This is a genomic window from Enterococcus avium ATCC 14025, from assembly GCF_000406965.1.
In the GTDB taxonomy this organism is placed as follows: domain Bacteria; phylum Bacillota; class Bacilli; order Lactobacillales; family Enterococcaceae; genus Enterococcus_A; species Enterococcus_A avium.
This window is the reverse complement of the sequence record NZ_KE136363.1, coordinates 245,504-265,423: the sequence shown is the minus strand read 5'-3', so window position 1 is coordinate 265,423 and position 19,920 is coordinate 245,504. Positions and strand designations below refer to the sequence as shown.

Below are 19,920 nucleotides of genomic sequence, written 5' to 3'. Positions count from 1 at the left end.
GCGTCACGGAGGGGCTGAATAACAAGATCAAGCTGATTAAACGAATTGCGTTTGGTTATCGCAACTTTTATAACTTTCGGGCACGGATCTATTTACAACAAGGTCTGATCTTTGAAAACTAAAAAAATATGCGGCACACAGAACGCGCCGCATATCGGACTAAGTTTTATTCAAATTTGTCTTCACCAACACGATTTGACGAAGAGCCTTTTTTTAACGATTAATTTTCCTTTTTCAAAAGCGCTAAAAATTGCTCGCCATAATTATCCAACTTGCTTTTGCCGACTCCTTTGATTTGTAGAAATTCTAGAGAGGTTTGTGGCTGCTTTTCTGCTAGCTCCATCAATGTTTTATCAGAGAAAATCACATATGGTGGTAGATTTTTTTCTTGCGCCAGTTGAGAACGCAAGCTTCGCAGCTCTTCAAAAAGTGCGTCATCTGCAACTAATTGTTTCACAGGTGCTTGCTTACGATAGACCTCCTGTTTGCCTAAAAGAACCGAAATTCCTTGTTCAGAAACAGTTAGTAGAGGGTATTGTCCTTCAGAAGGCACTAAATAATGCTCAGCCGTCAAGTAGTCGATCAAGCCAGACACTTCTTTTTGCGAATACTCCTTCATCAAGCCATAGGTTGGCAGCTGTTCAAAGCTCCATTGTTTAATTTTTTGATCGTTCGAACCAGTTAAAACTTTTGCAACTAGGGCCTTCCCGAATTTTTCTCCCATCCGCTTTACACAAGATAACACTTTTTGCGTATCGGTAGTGATATCAACTAATTCTCTATCATCCAAACAGTTGCTGCATTTTCCGCAATCCGGCTGATCCTCACCAAAGTAGTTTAAAATATAGCGCTGCAAGCACATTTGAGTATGCCCATATTGATTCATTTCTCGCAATTTCGTGTATTCATTTTGTTGATACGAGCTTTCTGATTGAGATTGTTCAATAAAAAATTTCTGAACCTGAAGATCCTGCGGCGCGTATAATAAGACAGCCTCACTTGGCAATCCATCACGACCAGCACGACCGGCTTCTTGATAATAGGATTCCAGATTCCCCGGAATTTGCGCGTGAATCACAAAACGAACATTACTTTTATTGATCCCCATACCAAAAGCATTAGTGGCAATCATCACTTCAATGCGGTCAAATAAAAAATCCTCTTGATTCTGCATACGCTCGGCATCATTCAAACCACCATGATATTTACCGACAGAAAATTGCTGGTGCTTCAATAAATGATACAAACGCTCCACCTCTTTGCGGGTAGAAGCATAGATAATACCTGATTGTCCCTGATTTAACTTTAAATACTCCGTCAAATACAGATCTTTTTGATCCTTCACTACCTGAAACGCCAAATTTTCTCGCGCAAAGCCCGTTTTAATTTCATTTTCTTTTGAAATATGTAATAGATTTGAAATATCATCTGCAACTTGTGGAGTTGCGGTCGCGGTCAACGCGATAATTGTCGGCTGTTGATCGAAATTCGCAATGGTTTCCGCTAATTTTAAATAGCTTGGGCGAAAATCATGTCCCCACTGAGAAATACAATGAGCTTCATCGACTGCTAAAAGTTCAATCGGAACATAACGCAACAATTCGCGAAAATCCGCTGATTCTAAGCGCTCCGGTGCCACATACAGCAATTTGATCTCGCCGCGCGCTGCCTTTCGCACGCGTTCATTCATCTCAAGATTGGACAAAGTACTATTAATGAACGCAGCAGGAATACCCACTTCATTCAAACTATCAACCTGATCTTTCATTAAGGAAATCAATGGAGAGATGACCAAAGTTAAACCTTCCAGAACAAGTGCCGGTAATTGGTAACAAATCGACTTTCCGCCACCGGTCGGCATAATCCCTAAAACATTCTGCTTCTGCAATACCTTTTGAATGATCTCCTCTTGCCCATTCCGAAATTGCGTATAACCATATTTTTCTGATAATAGAGCTTTAATTCGTTCCATAAATATGCCCTTTCTTGATTGTATTTGTCCTAAAATCCAAAAATCATATTTATTTGATAAAAAATTCGAAGCTGTGATTTTTTCTTATTTAGAATACATTAGCAAAATAGAAATACAGCTAGAATGAGACATCATTTAACCAGTATACTCAAATGACTATTACGTAGCAAGCTGTGATTACAAAGAGTTTATTCTCAGTCATCTGTTTCAGAATAAATCAACTAACATGATAATAAAGTACAGCAACGCATCGAATCGACACATAAAATAATAACTAATTTTGTCTAAAAAAAAACTGCCAATATCCTATTGACAGCTTGGTACTCTACTCATTGATATTTATATTACCTGCTTCTCGTATCAGCCATTTATTATCAATAGCTGTGTATAATTTCATAGAGAAGGTCATAATTAGAATCGATAACACTGCAAAAAGTCCATCTACCGGTCTCAAAATATAGAAATTCAAAAAAATAATGACTAGATTAGTTAACAACAATCCTCGATGAGTAGGTATTCTAAAATAGCGTTCGAGTATAATGGGAGGGATAGTAATTCCTCCATTTGACGAGTTGGATTTATAAAGAAAAAATACTCCCAAACTAAACAATGTACTACCTATAATTAAGGAAGCCATATGAGAAAATAATACTTGGTTCGCTGGAATAACCTTTAAAAAAATAGGAAAAAGCAGACTGCCTAAAAATATTTTAGAAAAAACTTGTCTGTCCAACATAATATAGGTCAATACGAGCATGAACAGATTAATGAACCAAACTGTATAAATGCTACTGACAGACCATCTCAGTTCAAGTAAATGACCAATCGCTCCAACCCCTGCGGAAGCGATATTATGCGGTAATAAAAAGAAATTCAAGGCTAAAGAGATAATTGCTAATCCGAAAGAAATTTTGAATAGATATACGACTTTATTAATGACCATCACCTTCTTTTTAATAGTGCTCCAATCGTATCATTGCAATTATTAAAATGATGGTCATTTTTTTCAGTAAGCTATGAAATTTTTATTGCCAGTAGTTAGTAAATTCAAGCTTTTGAAGAAATAGATAATTATTCGATTAATCCGCTAAGACATTTTTACTTGGTATATCCTGTGATGCTTTTCTTATTTTTATGTAATTAATTAAATATAGCTAAATTTTCAAGTTGGAGCTTCTTTTTCAATCAAGAATCAGACTCATCTACTTGCCAGTTCCAACTATATGAACATATAAAAAGGCGTAGGATCACTGATCCAACGCCTCATAACTTTAATCGTAGTTCAAAAAAGCTATTTCTTCTTAGGTTCATCTTCGTCCATTTTCAGAACTGCCATGAATGCCTCTTATCTTATTTCCTGATTCACAAAGGTTTAAGAGTTCCTCAAGAGGTTTAATAATACCTAGACAAATATACTTCATCAGGTAACAAATATCAAATTCAAGCTCTAACGATATTGGTGATTACTCATGCAGTTTTTAGCTTTGGGCGGCGATATGACGAACAATCAAATTTAATAAATTGTTCCCCTTCACAACCAGAACATATGTTTGTATGATATAAATATCTTATTCTAGGGGTGATCGTATGAAATCGTTAAATGGTATTGTAAGTAGCGTAAAAATTCTTAAGTATTCTGAACGTCCCCTCGTCTATTTTAAGCTTGATGATACTAGCTGTTTGATTGCTGGTCACTCGTTGAATTTTCTTGCAGATGTAGAGGATGGAATGCGGATCGCTGTTGCTGGCGAGTACAATAGTAGAAAACAGTTCGTGGTGAAGAAATATGCGGTGATTGGCAAGACGAAGATTATGATGGAGTTTGAAATGATGAAAATATAAAAATAAACCCTCCACAACCAACTAAGGCTGTAGAGGGGGTTTGCTGCATACGAAAACCCACTCTTTAGCAAGGGTAAAGAGTGGGCAAAAGAAAATGTGAGAGCGGATTACTCTCTACTTAGCAGTTTATCACTTTTAGGTTTCAGTGCAATAAAAAACAGGCACCTTTCGCCAGGGTGCCTGCCCCTCCTGTTTAGTTGAGGTATGAGGATACTTAGTAAATTCATCATAATATAAAACGGTTACAATGGCAAACAAAATGATCTCTAAAATAAAAAGGAGCACCCGATTATTCGAGTGCACGCAGATAAAATGAAAGAAAAGTTTCTAGGATACTTGTATTGTAAGCTAAAGCGCTTACATTAGCAAGGGGTAAGTAAAGCTAATAAAAAGAAGCACCCGATCACTCAGGTGCTCCCACAGAAATAAAAGATTCTCTAGAATAAATTCAGTTTACAATGTAACGGTTACATTGACAAGCAATATGATGATATCGCACCAAAAAGGGACGCTCAATTATTGAGCGTCCCTAGAGAAAATAAAAGATTCACTTGGATCTTTAGTATATAATGTTAAGGTTACATATGCAATAGAAAAAACAGCTTAGTTTAGAGGTCTTTACTATAACTATTTAACTTAAAATCAGTTTTCTAGATTACATTTAGTTTTTTTATGTACCCCGCAGGCCTCGAACCCGCATCTTCCGATATGAACCGGAGTATTCTACCAATTGAACTAGGAATACTCTTAAATAAGGATTAATATTTTTAAAACGTGTTATAATACAGAATAGAACGTCAGATCTTCCCCACAGTCCACTTCCCCAAGTAACTGTATCTGACGTTCCCTTTTTTTATGGGCGAGTGACTTCCCAATAGAGTAGATGTTACCTAGAAACCGATTTCTTTGCAAATGATACACTCATGACAAAGTGATACACTACACAAAGAAACAACCAGCCCGCACACGACTGGTTGCCGATCAAGATGAAACTTAGTTATGAAAAAGAAGTAAGTTCTGGCAAAACTTACACATTCATAATAGCTCTTTTGTTAATATCTTGCAAGCGCATTCTCGTCTAAACTCTTTTTTAATGTCACTTAATATCGTGATACCAACGGGTTTCAAAGACATTCAATCTCCAAAGATAAATGTGGTATCATAAAATATCAATAATTCTTAAAGGAGAACGCTATGGAATCATTTCAGGATAACCACTATATTTTATACTGGCTGTTTCAAATTTTAACTTTCGTCGGAGCATTCACCATTCTTCAGGGTCTTGTATACTTTATTAAACCCTATGAGTATGAAAGTATCACTGTAAAAAATGTTGATAAAATTGATAAAACAGCGGTCTATAATGATTATGATATTATTGAGGAAATTGATTTTGACAAGAAAAACGAATTCCCAAACCATAAGACTATTATTATAAGTCCGCAGGATTCATTAATGAGTAGTATTGAGTTTTCAGAGTTAAGTAATGATTTGACCCATTTTAAAAAATCAAGTATCCAGTTTAGAACGAGTGAACTAGAACCACAACAATACTTACTTTTAAGAGTTCCTACTACGGATATGACTGGTATAATTCAAATTAACTTCAAAATAAATTATAAAAAAGGATCATATGAGTTTTCTCCAAATATGAGAAATGGTCATGAAGATAAAGTCGTTCTTAAAGTTAAAAAAACTTTAACAAGCTTTATTAATAAATGATCATTTTCTTGATAGATACAAACAAAATAATCCTATAGCGATCAATACTGCTCCTAGTATAAATGTTTTAATAAATTCAACATTAGTTAACACACCAATAAAAATCTGTTTCATAATTAATTACCTTTTAACTCCCTTTGTTATTTTGCAAAGGGAGTTCTTTCTTTTATTTAATATCGTGATACCAACGTGTTTCGTAGAAGTCTTGATGACCTCCACTTACATCACCTTTAGCGTCATTTGTAGCACGTGTCATCACAATGACTGACTTACCACTAAAATGCTTAGCATTGAAATTCACATCATAACCGACATTCCCAGTCGTCCGATAAGCAGCATTCACATCTGGTCTTGCTACTCCAGGTGCTTTCTGGCGTGCCAATTCTTTGCCAGTTGTCCGATCAATAATAAATACATATTGATACTTGTAATTAGCGATATGCCACCCACGCGCCTTCAAGGTGTTCCCGATTCTCCCCCATTGATCAACATGAGCATGGTTTCCTTTGCCATCGTTCATTACAGAATATCCTGATCCTGCGGTAGTTGGATCTACAGGTTTGCTTGGAGTCGGTGCAGGTTTGTTCTCGTTTGATTCAAACCCATACTTCACATCATGCGCAAATTGCGCTTGAGACACACCCTGACTTGCTAAATAGCCATACGGGTCCGTATGATCGCCCCACCAATTCGTAGAAATGTATTGGTGACTGATGACCCCTTTGCCGCCTACTGGACTGTCTACAGTAAGAGGAATATTAAACCGTTTCGCACTGTCACGAATTAATTCAATGTAAACTTTATAGTTCTGTTTAAAGAGCGCTGGATTTGGCGTTGCCTGCAGTTCAATTTGAACAGGTGAATTTGCATTCGCAAAAGCTCCGGCTCCATATTGTACATATCCTGGTTCACCAACTTGGTAGACAATACCGTCACCAACAATATAGCTAGTGTAGGCATTCATCCAATTGCGCTTCATAAAGGTAGCTTCGTTACGTCCTGTTGCGCTAGGATTTGCAGTATCGTGAGCAATAATGTAATTATGATTCGCTCTAATTGGACTGCCTTCATTCGCCCCTAAATTGAACTCGTTATTGATCGTGTAAGCAAACCCATTAATAGGCAATAAAAAAAGAGCCAGTAAAAGGCTCAGTAACGTAATTTTCTTTTTCATGTGATTCCTCCTATTTTTTCGAATTGTATGCTGAGACACCTGTAACTACTCCTAAAAAAGTAGCTACAGCATTAATTGTTAGCACAGTCATATCCGCGCCACCCCAACCGTATGCTTTTCCAAGTGTGCCAACTAAAACAGATGCAGCTGGCAACACTGTGAGAACCGCCCATTTAATAATTTGGTAATACTTGTCCGGTAAAATCATTTCAAACCCCCCTATAATTTCGTTAAGAAATAGCCTAATATAGTAATACCTAAACCGATCATGTAACCCCATGACCATTTATTGTTTGCTTTAATTTCTTTGATGTCATCAGCATTGTTGAGTGCAATAGAATATGCGTGATCCGCCACATCTTTCGCAGCATCCGCCTTCTCTCTCAATGCCTCGTAATTATCAAGTTTTGTTTCAATGCGCACTAAGCGCTCAATAACATCTTGTGCAGTATCATCTTTCAAAACTCCCCCGCCTTCCAACTAAATAATTAGCCCCGTTAAAAACGAGGCTAAATTGTTACTCTGCCAATTCTGGCAAATCCATATCTACTAGAATCTCTTTCACTTGCTCGCGAATTAGACCTGGTACTTGTTCAATCGTCTTCTTGCCTTTAATAATTAAAGTCGCATATACTACGGCCATTTCTTCCACCTCCCTTCTGAGTAAATAAAAAGCAATCCTAATCCGCAGTTTCTGCATCAAGGATTGCTTGTACTTCATTTCTGATTGTTCTAGGAACTTCTTCAATAGTCTTCAATCCCTTCCGGATCAAATTCACGTAAATATTCGCCATTTACATATCCCCCTTCGCCGCATCGGCAGGAATTAACATTTCGTACACTTCTGCCAAAGCCAACTGTGTATCAGTTAACTGAGTTTCTTGTTCTTTAGCTTTAATCTTCAACTCTTCATTCTGCTTTTGAATAGCTTGATTAAGTGTTTCTATTAATTCGAGCTTTTCGTTAAAGTTCTGGGTTACAACTTCTTCCCAAACATTTTTTGCAAAATTGAAAAACTGCGACTGCGGATTCTCTAAATTTTGAATAGGTTCGACTTCCACAAATGGAATAGAAGTTGGGAAATCATCTGCTACCTCGTGTATTTCATATCCAATCGGATATAATACCTTGTAAATTAATTTCATATCACTCACTCCTACAATTTGTTTTTTGCCTTATATGATGCAGTTCCAACATACCAGATGCCTTTTGTTAACGTACTGTGCGCCTTGATTCCTTTCCCAACAAACTTGACGACTGCTTGAGCCGTTTCATTCCCAACAAAAAAGCTGAAATTCTCTCCAGGTTCAAAAATATCATCCACAATAGATTCAGCTACAATATTCATATCCCTTGTTAAATCCCCACTTGCTCTGACTTGGAAATTTGCATAGATATCTACATCATCACCGTACCGTTTGAAAACTATCGAGCCCGATTTAAGTGAAGAATTGTTGGTAGAGTTGGTAACAAAACGGATTTCACCGTTTTGAGTAAGAACGTTGTTTCCGCCAACTTGAAGGCCATTGGCAAAGTTCTTAACACCAAGTACAGTCTCATTTTCAGTCCGAGAAACAAACTTGTCTTTCGTCCATTTCGCAATTGCTTGAAAAACGCGCAGCGGTGTCATTGTCTTCTCATTGTTTTCTCCTGCTTCCGCCTCTTCTTCAGTTGCAATATTTTCTATGTGATTGGCCGCTATCATGTATTCAAAATGTTCATTAGCAGATAGCTCAATAGTGACATCAAGACACAGATAATCAATATTCACTGTTGAATAGTTTGGACTAATCGTGGGCTCACTGTTGCTTAAAACAGAGATTTTTCCGCCATTAATCAATTTCTTCCAGTTAGTATCGGTACTTTCTATAGTCTGACCAATTCTGGTAACTTCGTTTGCTGCGGTAGAATCACTAACCGTCCATGTTCCATTCCAATTACGATGAGTAAGTTTATTAATACCGCCACCAGAGCCATAACCGTAAACATTTGAAGTGAAATCAGTTATTAAACTTTCTAATACTTCTACTTTTTGAGAATCAGTAGTCGCTCCACGAATAGTAAAGAACTTCTCACCCAAAAGTGATTTAAAGAAACCAAGAATATCACAATCATATTTGAGTTGTTTCATATAATTAGCAGCGACATCTCTAGCAGAGTAAAGACTTCCGTCCAAAGAAGATAAGTTGTTCAATTGTTCTTCTGTCAATGGTGTCCAACTCACATTCGTTGGTGATAATAAAGTTGTGTAACCTACTGACGAAACCTTAACAAACTCACTTTTTGCATCCAGTCTAAAAGTTATTTCAGCTTTTTCTTTCCCAATTACTTGGTAGATCACGTTAGCGGAACTTTCTTGCTTGGTGAACACATCGTGCTCTTCAATTGATTTCAGGATCTCTGCTTGCATTTCTTGTATAGACTTTGTGTCTTTTGATAACTTATCAAGTTTGATGACTAAATCGTTATACATTTGATAAATATTCTGATACTGTAAATCTTTGGCTTGAAGAAATACTTTAAATCTCTCCTCAAAATCAACGGACTGGTTGCCAAATCGCTTTTCAAAATCTGCCAACAATTGATCCAATAACCTGACATATAAAGTTACCTGACCTTGATTAATATCAGAATTGTTAAGCACATCGACTGTGAAATCTTGGAAAGTAACTCTGCTTCCTTCAGCATCAGTCAATTGGAAATAAGCTCTTTTGAACTCTTTCAGAACACTAAAATTTTCTTTAGTGAACGTGTAGCGGATGATCCCTTTTTGACCATCCAAAATCTCAGGAACACCATCTGTATACTCGCCCTTTGCATTTGTTCCTACAAATATTAATTCATGATTTGAAAACACCGCATATGGCGTCTTTCCATCCGATTGAAGTAATTCAACATCAATTGTTGTTAGTCCACCATCACCTAATCTTCCTACAACTCGCTGCTTTCTATAGGGAGTTGCTTTATTTTCAGTTAGTATTAGTTTTATGTTGCTCAAGTTCTCTCCTCCCTATTTGGCCAAATAGATTCCTGTGCCTAAATAATAAGTATTTCCTTTCAGACCCCATACAGTACTGACTGCTTGAGTTTGAGCATCAACGAGTAATTCCCCTGTCCCTGTCAAAGAGATATGTGAACTAAAATCAATTGCAAGGTTTTCAGGGACTTTACTTATTATATTTTCTTTCGCTTTTAACCCAGCATCTTTAGTTTGAAAACTACAATGGACTAAAACAAAATCTCCTGTCCTGATGAATCTTATTTGACCAGCTTTCAATGCTGGGTCAGTATTTTTTGTTCTGTCGACAATTACATATCCTTTATAATTTGACTCATTCAGTTCGTAATTAACATTTGAACCATTTGAGTTGAAACTACAAAGTGAAAATGTATATACTTTGTCTCCTTGATTAAGATTGCCATTTACTAATGACGTAACCCACTCCAAACTGACTTGATTATTTGTCCATGTATATAAATCAGTTGCAGGATCATTTTCCAAATCTGGAACGACTTCTTGAGTTAAATCGATTCTCAAGACGATATAACCACTCGAATTTGCTGGAACAGTTATCGTCTGAGCTTCTTTTAAATAAATAAAACGCCCTTGTACTAATGCACAACCAGCACCTACAGTAATTTTTAATCCACTCTTCGAAAGTCTCAGTTCCTGCTCATATCCCTTTATCACATAGTTCCTTCGCTGAGCTAGGGTATGATACAACTTCGCATCATTCGCAGCACTCACCTTCACATTGTCAAACTGGAATCCATCTACATTATCTGCCAAACTAATCACTCCTAATCTTCGTCAAAATAATCACTTACCCTGCTTCTGATATTTCCAAAAGTAAGATTTATTGAATTGCTGTTACTGTTGATTCTCCACGCACTTAACACGGACTTATACATTTTTTCTTTTACTGTTACATCAAAAAGTAATCCTGTTTGTAAATCACGAATATCAAAGTTTTTCGAGTCTAGAATGATACTCACGCTGATTTCGTGACTGTACGCGTTGCCTTTTAATTCAGAATTTGCTACTTCTTCATAGCTAGGCTTATCCTCTTGTTCGGTGTCGTAAATCGATACAATACTGACTGTCGGTTTGAGAATACTTTCGTTAGTTTTATCTGTGGTTAGTTCATTCTGATCATCTAGATAATATGTAGAAAGGATTCTAGGATTCTCTATATCAGTCATTTTCTTATCCACTATCAACAACATGTTTTCGTTACCATTTCCTGGCTTTTTGATGAAAACATTCCAGTCGTAAAACTCACTTGAATTATCCTTGATTTGCTTCGTCGTATCGATTCGCTTAATACTTGAAATGATCTTATCGTCGCGAATCTCTTCAAAGCACCATTTTATGTTGTATTTTTTAAATGCATTTCGTAGGTAGCTATTCAGTTTTCTCGAAGTAACTTCGGTTGCCTGATAACTATGATTCGTATTGGTTACTGTATTCACAGATAGAATCTCTGAAAGATTCTTTGTCGGATCACTTAAGAGATATTTTTCTATCAACCGCTTGAAATGCTCCTCAAAACTCGGACCAGTAGTTTTACAAGTTGGGATACTACTATCTCCAAGTGCTTGCGCTAAATCTCTACATCTTATTTTGATATCTTCTTGTGAATCAATTACACCGAAATATAGTACTCTTCCGCTCTCAATATCTTTTGCTAAAAGAAAATCTCCTTTCTCAATTTGCACATACTTATTCAAATCAAATTCGCTAACCCAATTTGAAGAAATCTCATCGATTCCAAAATCAAAGTCCTCACTAATGTATTCTTCTTCGTACTTCGATAAGTCAAACCTATATAGATGAATGGACAGAATCAAAAAACATCACACTCCTCATAAACTTCTACAGAAACCTCAGCATTTGCAGTATGAAAAACGATGGATGAGTTTCCAATAGGCATATGCACAAAATTTGTTTTTGTGTGATCTTGTTGCTGATAAACTGAAGAAACATTTCCTTGAGAATCATAAAGTAGCGCTGTTCGATCCTGAAAAAGACTCGATACTACTAGTGTTTGTCCTTCTTCTAAATTCAAAAAGAACCCATCGCTAGCGACGAGTTCTCCATCCTTAAATACTTCCCAATACGGATTTTTACATTCACCTGAAACCGTTACTTTTACAGGCGAACTACGATCTTTATTGTTGAAAAGATAAACTGAATCATTCGAAACATTAAAAGTTCCGGTCTTTTCATTTGCATTTTGAGTATACACGTAAGGAAAAGTGAATCCGTATATTTTCCCTCTCGTATATATTTTTTGATTACTTTGTTGAATTTCTGCTTTTTTTACTTCATACCAAGGGGTTAAATATTCGAGTAATAAAGACTCTTTAAGCAACCTTCCAAATGAACGTTCCGACTTAGTTAATCGTTTCAGCGCAACATTTCTGTATTTCTCCCCTGCGTCACTTGCATACTTTAATACAATAGGCGGATGAGAAAGGAACTTAACAAACTCAAGATAAATTTGGTATGTTTGTTGGTGATCACGAAGACCATAAATGATATCTATTTTGAACTCTTCGAAATCCGCTTCACACTCAACCAATCTCTGGTTACCATTACTAGCATTGAAATTATTACTTATTGAGATTCCAAGGCCTTCTGGATCTACTCCCAGAAGACCTTTTTTGTCATTTAAGGAAATAGCATCGCCATCTCCGTTAGTTAGCTCAAACTCTCGACGCATACTATAACCCCTTTCTTACTATTTCTTTTGCGATAGGTTCAGCTAATTCTTGCGAAATTTTTTTCTTATCAAGATAGGTTGATGAATCTTTCACTGCAATTTCATGAAGCAATTCATTATTTACCTTAAGTAAATTGATAATCTCAGTTAAGTTGATCATCCCACCAGATTTTGATTGCATTAAGTTTCTAGCGTCTTGTGTCTCCATCCCTATAATTTCAGCTAGATTAACAGTCATATTTGTTGCGAGATTATTCAAACCGATACTCGCTGAGTCAAGGATATTTGATCCATTGTTGACCATGTACGAAATAGCTTGACCTATCAGTTCCATGGCACGAGCTGGCTTAGTTACAGGTAGGACGACCTCTGGTTTTCCTTTTTCTCCGGCTCGGTAAAGACCGTCTTGAGTTATCCATCCGCCATTCTCATAACCAACTCCACGATAAGCCGCCAGTAGTGATCCGTATCTTGAAACTGCATAACGAATTGAAGCCAACATATTTGATAAAGGATCAACCATGTTTTTATCATATCCAGGTCTAGCGTATGCTTTAAAAGTTGCACTGATTGTTTGAAGCAACCCCCTAGAAGGATCGCCACGTTGTGCATTGATATCCCAATTGTTAACGGCGTTTGGATTGCCACCTGATTCAGTTTGAATCTGTCTTAACATTGCGTTCAAATTAGCTACAGAGTACTGCCCTTCCATCTTCAATGCTTTTATCGCTAGCGATCTCCATTGCTCTACTCCAGCGGAAGGATTATATCCTACTGCGCTTGAACTTGAACTCCCGCTACCACCAGTAAAGATGTCTCCACCGCCCATTGATCCATTTAGATGAATATGGTCAAAGTGATCTCCGTCAGGCCAAGTAACCCACTGTCCACTTGATCCGGTTCCACTGAGACCCATTCGGTCTCTAACTTTCCCGTTCGTGATTACATAGGCGATCTGTTTCGCGAATTTTTCAAACGCCCAATTTGCAGCCTCCGTATATTTTGCAGAACCGACTACACCAGGATATGCCAAGTCAATTGCTTGATGTTTTCCATGGTAGTATGGATCACCAGCCCGATAACCAGATGTGATTGTTAAACCAGGGAACTTACTCATCATTTTCTGAGCGATATCCACTAGATACTTGTAAACATTATTTGCTCCCATTGCGCCATCAAATGTTCCGTGAGTGAAGAATTTTTCCAACTCCCCCTGAATCATTTTGTTAGCAGCACCTGTCATCAGTTTTACACCTGATTTTGTCATGTCTAACCAGGGTTCATTGATTCCTTTATAATCCACTTTGCCATTCAGGAACTTCAATACTGCATTTTCATCGTCGAGAAAATCGACAATATCAAATTCACCGACACCATCAGCATATTTCGGAATCATACTTCCAAGGTTATTCTGAGCTTTTAGCACACGTTCAGTCATTGTTGCGTTGAGTACCTTCGCACCCTTTTTAAGCCAAACAAGAGCATTTCTTCCCTTCGCCATGAAAGTAGATCCGTCTGGATCTTGGATGATTTCCTGATACTTGGAGCCCTTCTGATCGTTGACAATCGCCGGACCATCAGCCGGATGGCCTTCAGTTCCTCTGGCATACTGCGGTACTGTCCAAGCTCCTAATTTCTTGTCGGATTCTACTTCTTTTAGGACATAGTTAACTCCACCAATTACGCCATTAACACCTTTACCGATACCACCAACCATCTTATTAGCGACACTGTTCATTGTTGCAGATAGAGAACCGCCCATAGAATTGATGCCATCGATCAACGATTGCATCAAAAAACGTCCAGCGCTATTAAAGCCGCCCGACTTCGATCGAAGATTATTAATCGCATCATTTCCCAGCTGATTCACCCGATTGATGAATGTTTGGTAGAGTGAGTTCCAACCGTTCAACAGATTTTGAAGCCAAGTGCGGCCAGTTTGGTACATCGCATTGTAAAAGCTCCGTAAAAGATTCAAGACTTGATTGCAGAAGTTTCTCACAGTCGTAATGAATGTAGAAACAAGACTATTCCAGCCGTTTAACTTATTCTGCATCCAAGTTCGTCCCATTTGATAATTCGGGCTATTCTGACTAGTAATCAGTGTTGTGTATTGAACAATAAAACTATTTGTCGTTGCAAGCATAGTCGGAGCAACTGAATTCCAACCATTCATGAAGTTTGTTAACCAGTCAGCCCCTTGAGTTACCATCGAAGGGCTGATTGAACTAAACTGACCCAAAATACCATTAGCAGCTGATAAAGCTGTTTGTAGCAACTGAGGAGTTGAATCAGACATTCCTTGATTACCTGCCTGTGAAGCTTGTTGAGCTGAGGCCTGCATCTGACTCGCATCAGGCATCCCGTAGCTCTCAGTTACAATCATGTCATTTGAGAGTCCGACAGGTTCTGCATCTTGTACAGCCTTGGTCATCATGTCTGTCATTGTAGAAACAACGCCCTCAATAACTGGTAATCCTTTTTCTATTCCGACAGCAACACCTTCAGGGACCCATTTAGCGATCCCAATCATCACTCGTGACGGTGACTTGATTTTTAGTTTATCTTTGAACCATTTACTAACATTCCCTGCAACATCAGTTACTGTTTTTTTGAGTGAGCCTAACGCGTCAGTAATACCTTTACCAATTCCTAACAGAATGTCTTTGCCGATTTCCCACCACTTCACATCTCCAAATGCTTTAAAGATCGCAGCGACAACTTGCGGCAACATCTTAATCAAGACACCGATTGTATTCAAAATACCTTTACCAAGAGCGAGTAGGATTTGAACGCCGGCACCAATGATTTTAGGTAAATTCTGAATAAGTATCGCTACTATCGTAATGATTAGTTTAATCGCCAATTCTATTAATTTAGGTAAGACATTTAGAATTCCTTGAATTAATGATCCAAGAATTTTGACACCCGCCTCGATAATCTTCGGCAAGCTCTGAATCAACGTCGTGACTAGAGAAATAATCAGATTGAAGGCCAACTCAATCAATTTCGGCAGCATCATCATAATCCCATTAATCAAAGCAACTAGAATAGTCATACCAGCTTCAATGATTTTTGGAAGATAGGTAATGATCAGTGAAAGTATCATTTCAACAAGCGAAATTACCGCACTGATCAGATTTGGTAACATCTGAATGATTCCGGTAATAATCGCAGTCAGGATTGTAACTCCTGATTCAATCAATTGAGGCAACACGGAGAGTAACGTCTCAATGATTGTCTTAGAAATGGTGAATGCGACAGTTACTGCAGCTTGTGCTAATGGAATAAGTGTTTGCAGTATCCCTTGTATGATATTCGTTAGTAGACTGACCCCAATTTCAATCATCTTAGGTAATATCTCAGTAAATGAAGTCACCAATCCCAGGACGATTTCTGAAACTTTTTCTAATAGGTCTGGTACCGTAGTTTCCATACCTTCAGCCAGTTTCGAAATCAGATTGCTTCCGGTAATGATCAAACCAGGTATTCCACCGACCAATATAGCTATGATTTTTGGTAATAATGATTTGAAAATGTTGATTAATGGTTCGAATTTTCCTTCGAATGCTTTGTCTATTGCTATTTCGAACTCTGCAAACTGCTGTTTTACACCTTGAACAAAATTTCGGATGCCTTGACCTAAACGGTAGATTATATTTAATTGATTTTCGCTAAACGAATCACCAAAAAGATTCGTCAGGCCTTCGAGGCTGGTAATATTTCCTGAAATAATGAACTTTAATCCTAAGAATGCTCGTCGGATTTGCTGAACGACCTCATAGAATTTTTCAAAACGTTGAATCGTTGCATCGCTGAACATGTTTGTATTGATAGCTTCGGAAAACGAATGAAAGTCCATATCGCCAGTTAGAACATCTTTGACGATTTGAATTCCATTTTTCAGTCTGTTAAAACTCTCATGAAGTATAGTTATTCGATTCATGATCGCATTAACAGTTTCTTGCGGTAAAAAGTCAGCTAAAGCCAACTTCAAATCTTCATACTGCTTGCGATCACCGCCATGAAGAATCTGATCTAGACTTGACCTGATGATATTTGACGCTACTTGTACTCTTTCGCTTGCATCTTTTTTGAATTGATCAAAAGCTTTGTGAAGAATCGTTAAACGTTCAAGAATTTTATTGGCGGTTTCTTGAGGAAACAGATTATTGAGTGTTTGTTTCAGTTCCTCAGTCTTACCTCTATCTCCGCCAACGAAGATTAAGTCAAAACTCCCTTTAATTGCTTGAGCTGCAATCCCAAACTTCTCACTAGCCTTTTCTCTAAACTCTCCAAATGCTTTGTGCAACGCTGTTAATCGATCGATAATGACGTTAACAGTTTGTTGCGGTAAAAGCTGATTGAGATTTTCTCGAAGCGCTTCGGTCTTCTTGCGATCACCACCAACAAATATTAACTGTAATGCCCCATGAATCGCATTTCCTGCAATAACAAATGTTTCTCCAAGCTTCTTAACAAAATCAATCAATGGAGCAACTAATTGTCTGAATTTCTCTGAACGTTTGTACAAGTCTGTTAAAGCTACAGCTAGTCCAATGACTGCAGCAGCTACGATAATGAACGGATTTGTTGTTGAAACGACTGAAAAGAACGAAATAATGATAGTTTTTAATCTAATAAAAAGACTAATTACTACAACCAGTGATCCATACGACGCTAGTGCTGAAAATAATCCTTTAAAAATAGAGACTAAAGGATTCGTTGATTTTCCAATTCCTTCAAGAGATTTAGCCATAGAAGCTAAAATTGATTGCACCTTTTCTGAACCAATTGTGTTGTCACGGAACGATTTCATTGCTTTTGTTGCTGATCCTAGCGCGTCAACAGCAACTTTTTTAAATGGTTCTAAACCTTTAACAATCGTAGTAGTGATGGCCGTCTTAAAGTTCGCCATCGATCCAGACAAAGTATCCCCAGCGGTTTTAGCCAGACCGGCCATTTTGGCTGTTGATCCCGCGACGCCCTCTGTACCTTCTTCAATACCTCTTCGAAGGTCTTCAATTGCATCACCTGCTGAAAGAGTACCATCAGAGACAGCTTCTTTCATATCCGTAACGGATTTTTTGCTAGCATTAGCTAGAATTTGCCAAGCCGGAATCCCGGCATCTACTAATCTATTGATATCATCAGCATAAACAACACCTGCAGATTGCATTCCGGCAATTGCACTCGTGATTTGATCAATTGATTCAGCACCATTACCAACACCATAAGCAGCATCAGCGATTGCTTGGAACACACCTTTGACTTTCGTGCCTTCCATCCCAGCAGCAACCATTTTCTTAGCACCCATTGCAACATCATTCAGAGCAATAGGTGTGCCTTCAATAGCAGCTGCTAGATCATCCATGACTTGTTTAGCGATTCCAGCACTTCCTGTTAAAACAGTAAGTGATTTCGTAGCTGTATCAATTGTGTCGATACGATCAATAGCTCTACCGATTGAATCACTTAATACTCCAAATGCTTTTGAAACAATCGCAATCGAAGCAATGGAAGTTGCTAAATCTTCAATTGATCTTTTAGAATTTATTGCTGGATCGTTTACTCCAGATTTAATCTGATTCCTGATATTAGGAAATATTGATTTTGCTCTGTCAAAAACAGATTTGAATCCATTGGTAAGGTTAGTCTTTACTGATCTTGATGCATCTGAAGCGCTAGTTGATATCGACTTGATACCACTTTTTACTGACTGCCAAATGTTAGAAACGACACTCGGAATGCTCTTTATTCCATTCACAAACCCTGTTCTTATGTTCGAGGCTACCTGTGACGCTTTTGAAGGAAGCTGAGACAATCCGTTGCCGATTTTAGATACAGCATTTGCAGTCGTATTAACTACTGAGTTAAAACCAGTAACAAAGACATCTTTAGTTCTATTTAGAACCTGGGTGGCCTTTGTCGGAATTGACTGTATCTGAGAAATTGCTTGATTTTTTGCTTGAGCAAAACCTGAACTAACAAAACCAGTTACGGATTTCATGGCACGTTGGATGGTTCCTGGTAGTTCTATGACTTTATCTACAGGCTTTTTAATCAAGTCTAATAGTGAATTTCCAATGGTTTTGAATCCGTTTTTTAGATCAGAGAAACTTGACTTCAAATTGGATAAGCTACTTTTCATTGAAATAACTAATGCTTTATTCATCGCTTTGCTGTCTTTTGTCATTTCAGAATAAGACACCTTCGCATCGCTTTTCATTTGATCGAAATTCTTTTTCGAATCAGCTGATAAACTAGCGTTTGCGCTTTTCATTTTCTGCGTCATAGATTGAAAGCCAGTTGAAACTGTCTTCGCTGATTGGCTTCCTTTTTCGCCTAAATCTTTTGCAGTCTCAACCGTGTTACTGATTTTACTTGCCAAATCAGTAGCGGCCTCGCCAGTTCTTGTGAACCAGTTGAAAAAAGTGGCTACCGCCTTCTCAGCTGGTGCAGAGTCTGCTGTGATTTCTATATAAGCACCGCCAACTTTTGTACCTTCTGCCATTTGCTCAACTCCCTTCTATATGTATTTTTATTTCTTCCACCATTGAGTGGTGTCAATACCTTCCTCATTTGCATTTTGAGTGATATTTTCTTTTGCGCTCTTGATAGCTTCTTCGTACGGCTTCATCAAATTAGAATCATAATCCTGTTGCCCAGTCAGTTTGCTTAAGAACATTCCAACTGAATCAACGATTGCTACTTGAATCTCATATTGTCGAGCACGTCTTGATTCATATTCCTTTTTATTTCCCCATTCATATTTTCGTCTCAGCCAACTAAACGACTGATCCAATACATACTCTTCTGACAATGAATAAAAATATGAAACGAATTGAATCTGTTCAATTATGCTTGAGGCGAAGGATTCAATTGCACTACTGATGCCGACTGCTGATTGGCCGCTGGTTTTGTTTGAGCCGCTTGTTGATTCTCCTTGCTCATCGGACGAAATTTCGTTTGAATCTTTTTTATCAGCGCCGTTAATTTTTCGATCGGAGTTCCTTCTAAAAATGCCCCAATAATCAACGATGTATCAAAGAAGTCCATTTCTTCTGCTTCTTCAATCGTCTTATCCAAAACGATTGCTAAAAGTTTTGTAATTTTTTCATCAGGTAACACCTCTAACGCAAATTCAACAATTTGATCGATCGTTGGGAATTTGAATTCCCATTCTAAATTTCCATTTTCATCTTTTTTCTGTTCGCCAACTTCATCAAGTGCAGGGCGTTTTTCCGTGTTTGCTTCTCGCCATTTTAAATAGTCGTTGTAAATTATCAAACCGTCACCGGCAACGAATTTAACTAACGACACTACTTTCTTATTCGTTAAGCGCGGTACAGGAATCTTACTTCCATCGCTTAACTCCACCATTTTCATTTCAGTTACTACACTATTGATTTGTTCTACTGTTGTATTTTCAGTCATGTTATTCTCCTTTTTAGACAAAATAAAAGACCCTGCTGATAAGCAAG

At 37.7% G+C, this 19,920-nt stretch carries 18 protein-coding genes and 1 tRNA gene; 3 read left to right on the top strand and 16 right to left on the bottom strand.

Features of this window, described 5'->3' with window-relative positions:
* On the top strand, nucleotides 1-122 hold a 122-nt coding region (locus OMU_RS22885), incomplete at its 5' end, for an ISL3 family transposase (RefSeq protein ID WP_016179795.1).
* Between the two features lie 98 nt (nucleotides 123-220).
* Here OMU_RS22885 and recQ read toward each other — a convergent pair.
* Nucleotides 221-1,972 carry a DNA helicase RecQ gene (recQ, locus tag OMU_RS11500; RefSeq protein ID WP_016180079.1) on the bottom strand — a complete coding sequence of 584 codons (1,752 nt, stop codon included), beginning with the start codon at nucleotides 1,970-1,972 and terminating at the stop codon, nucleotides 221-223.
* A 325-nt stretch (nucleotides 1,973-2,297) separates the two neighbouring features.
* Nucleotides 2,298-2,915: a YitT family protein gene (locus OMU_RS11495; protein ID WP_016180078.1), complete on the bottom strand. Its 618-nt coding sequence runs from the start codon at nucleotides 2,913-2,915 to the stop codon at nucleotides 2,298-2,300.
* A gap of 644 nt (nucleotides 2,916-3,559) precedes the next feature.
* On the opposite strand from OMU_RS11495, the gene OMU_RS11490 reads away from it, so the two are divergent.
* Entirely contained in the window at nucleotides 3,560-3,814 is a 255-nt protein-coding gene (locus tag OMU_RS11490) for a hypothetical protein (RefSeq protein ID WP_016180077.1), read from the top strand.
* A gap of 673 nt (nucleotides 3,815-4,487) precedes the next feature.
* Here the strand turns inward: OMU_RS11490 and OMU_RS11485 are convergent.
* Nucleotides 4,488-4,559: transfer RNA gene (locus tag OMU_RS11485), tRNA-Met, on the bottom strand.
* A gap of 449 nt (nucleotides 4,560-5,008) precedes the next feature.
* Here OMU_RS11485 and OMU_RS11480 point away from each other — a divergent pair.
* Nucleotides 5,009-5,536, top strand: a complete 528-nt coding sequence (locus OMU_RS11480; protein ID WP_016180076.1) for a hypothetical protein — start codon at nucleotides 5,009-5,011, stop codon at nucleotides 5,534-5,536.
* 166 nt (nucleotides 5,537-5,702) lie between these two features.
* On the opposite strand, the gene OMU_RS11475 is transcribed toward OMU_RS11480, so the two are convergent.
* Genes OMU_RS11475 through OMU_RS11425 form a run of 13 tightly spaced genes read right to left on the bottom strand, consistent with a single transcriptional unit; the run spans nucleotide 5,703 to nucleotide 19,873 of the window.
* On the bottom strand, nucleotides 5,703-6,710 hold the full coding sequence (locus OMU_RS11475; RefSeq protein ID WP_016180075.1) for an N-acetylmuramoyl-L-alanine amidase: 1,008 nt from the start codon (nucleotides 6,708-6,710) through the stop codon (nucleotides 5,703-5,705).
* Nucleotides 6,711-6,720: 10 nt separating this feature from the next.
* Nucleotides 6,721-6,918, bottom strand: coding sequence for a phage holin (locus OMU_RS11470; protein ID WP_010746270.1), 198 nt, complete (start codon nucleotides 6,916-6,918; stop codon nucleotides 6,721-6,723).
* A gap of 11 nt (nucleotides 6,919-6,929) precedes the next feature.
* Entirely contained in the window at nucleotides 6,930-7,172 is a 243-nt protein-coding gene (locus tag OMU_RS11465; RefSeq protein ID WP_016180074.1) for a hemolysin XhlA family protein, read from the bottom strand.
* Nucleotides 7,173-7,227: 55 nt separating this feature from the next.
* Nucleotides 7,228-7,353: a CD1375 family protein gene (locus OMU_RS23925; protein ID WP_010746268.1), complete on the bottom strand. Its 126-nt coding sequence runs from the start codon at nucleotides 7,351-7,353 to the stop codon at nucleotides 7,228-7,230.
* Between the two features lie 37 nt (nucleotides 7,354-7,390).
* Nucleotides 7,391-7,504 (bottom strand): CD1375 family protein, encoded by a 114-nt coding sequence (locus tag OMU_RS23920; RefSeq protein WP_010746267.1) that lies wholly within the window; start codon nucleotides 7,502-7,504, stop codon nucleotides 7,391-7,393.
* Nucleotides 7,505-7,855, bottom strand: coding sequence for a hypothetical protein (locus OMU_RS11460; RefSeq protein ID WP_010746266.1), 351 nt, complete (start codon nucleotides 7,853-7,855; stop codon nucleotides 7,505-7,507).
* Between the two features lie 11 nt (nucleotides 7,856-7,866).
* Nucleotides 7,867-9,708 (bottom strand): BppU family phage baseplate upper protein, encoded by a 1,842-nt coding sequence (locus OMU_RS11455; RefSeq protein ID WP_016180073.1) that lies wholly within the window; start codon nucleotides 9,706-9,708, stop codon nucleotides 7,867-7,869.
* A 12-nt stretch (nucleotides 9,709-9,720) separates the two neighbouring features.
* Nucleotides 9,721-10,509 (bottom strand): hypothetical protein, encoded by a 789-nt coding sequence (locus OMU_RS11450; RefSeq protein WP_231371772.1) that lies wholly within the window; start codon nucleotides 10,507-10,509, stop codon nucleotides 9,721-9,723.
* 2 nt (nucleotides 10,510-10,511) lie between these two features.
* The gene (locus OMU_RS11445) at nucleotides 10,512-11,561 is read right to left on the bottom strand and encodes a hypothetical protein (protein ID WP_010746263.1); all 1,050 of its coding nucleotides are present in this window, start codon (nucleotides 11,559-11,561) and stop codon (nucleotides 10,512-10,514) included.
* Entirely contained in the window at nucleotides 11,558-12,436 is an 879-nt protein-coding gene (locus tag OMU_RS11440; RefSeq protein ID WP_010746262.1) for a phage distal tail protein domain-containing protein, read from the bottom strand. Before OMU_RS11440 ends, OMU_RS11445 begins: the two co-directional genes overlap by 4 nt.
* Nucleotide 12,437: 1 nt before the next feature.
* Nucleotides 12,438-18,950 (bottom strand): tape measure protein, encoded by a 6,513-nt coding sequence (locus OMU_RS11435; RefSeq protein WP_016180072.1) that lies wholly within the window; start codon nucleotides 18,948-18,950, stop codon nucleotides 12,438-12,440.
* A gap of 27 nt (nucleotides 18,951-18,977) precedes the next feature.
* Nucleotides 18,978-19,241: a hypothetical protein gene (locus OMU_RS11430; protein WP_016180071.1), complete on the bottom strand. Its 264-nt coding sequence runs from the start codon at nucleotides 19,239-19,241 to the stop codon at nucleotides 18,978-18,980.
* Nucleotides 19,242-19,294: 53 nt separating this feature from the next.
* Nucleotides 19,295-19,873, bottom strand: coding sequence for a hypothetical protein (locus tag OMU_RS11425; RefSeq protein ID WP_010746257.1), 579 nt, complete (start codon nucleotides 19,871-19,873; stop codon nucleotides 19,295-19,297).
* Nucleotides 19,874-19,920: the final 47 nt, after the last annotated feature.

Coding starts and splice junctions, on each gene's coding strand:
- OMU_RS23920 (WP_010746267.1), bottom strand. CDS start 7,504: ATGGCGAATATTTACGTGAATTTGATCCGGAAGGGATTGAAGACTATT.
- OMU_RS11425 (WP_010746257.1), bottom strand. CDS start 19,873: ATGACTGAAAATACAACAGTAGAACAAATCAATAGTGTAGTAACTGAA.
- OMU_RS11475 (WP_016180075.1), bottom strand. CDS start 6,710: ATGAAAAAGAAAATTACGTTACTGAGCCTTTTACTGGCTCTTTTTTTA.
- OMU_RS11495 (WP_016180078.1), bottom strand. CDS start 2,915: ATGGTCATTAATAAAGTCGTATATCTATTCAAAATTTCTTTCGGATTA.
- OMU_RS11470 (WP_010746270.1), bottom strand. CDS start 6,918: ATGATTTTACCGGACAAGTATTACCAAATTATTAAATGGGCGGTTCTC.
- OMU_RS11490 (WP_016180077.1), top strand. CDS start 3,560: ATGAAATCGTTAAATGGTATTGTAAGTAGCGTAAAAATTCTTAAGTAT.
- OMU_RS11440 (WP_010746262.1), bottom strand. CDS start 12,436: ATGCGTCGAGAGTTTGAGCTAACTAACGGAGATGGCGATGCTATTTCC.
- recQ (WP_016180079.1), bottom strand. CDS start 1,972: ATGGAACGAATTAAAGCTCTATTATCAGAAAAATATGGTTATACGCAA.
- OMU_RS11480 (WP_016180076.1), top strand. CDS start 5,009: ATGGAATCATTTCAGGATAACCACTATATTTTATACTGGCTGTTTCAA.
- OMU_RS11435 (WP_016180072.1), bottom strand. CDS start 18,950: ATGGCAGAAGGTACAAAAGTTGGCGGTGCTTATATAGAAATCACAGCA.
- OMU_RS11460 (WP_010746266.1), bottom strand. CDS start 7,855: ATGAAATTAATTTACAAGGTATTATATCCGATTGGATATGAAATACAC.
- OMU_RS23925 (WP_010746268.1), bottom strand. CDS start 7,353: ATGGCCGTAGTATATGCGACTTTAATTATTAAAGGCAAGAAGACGATT.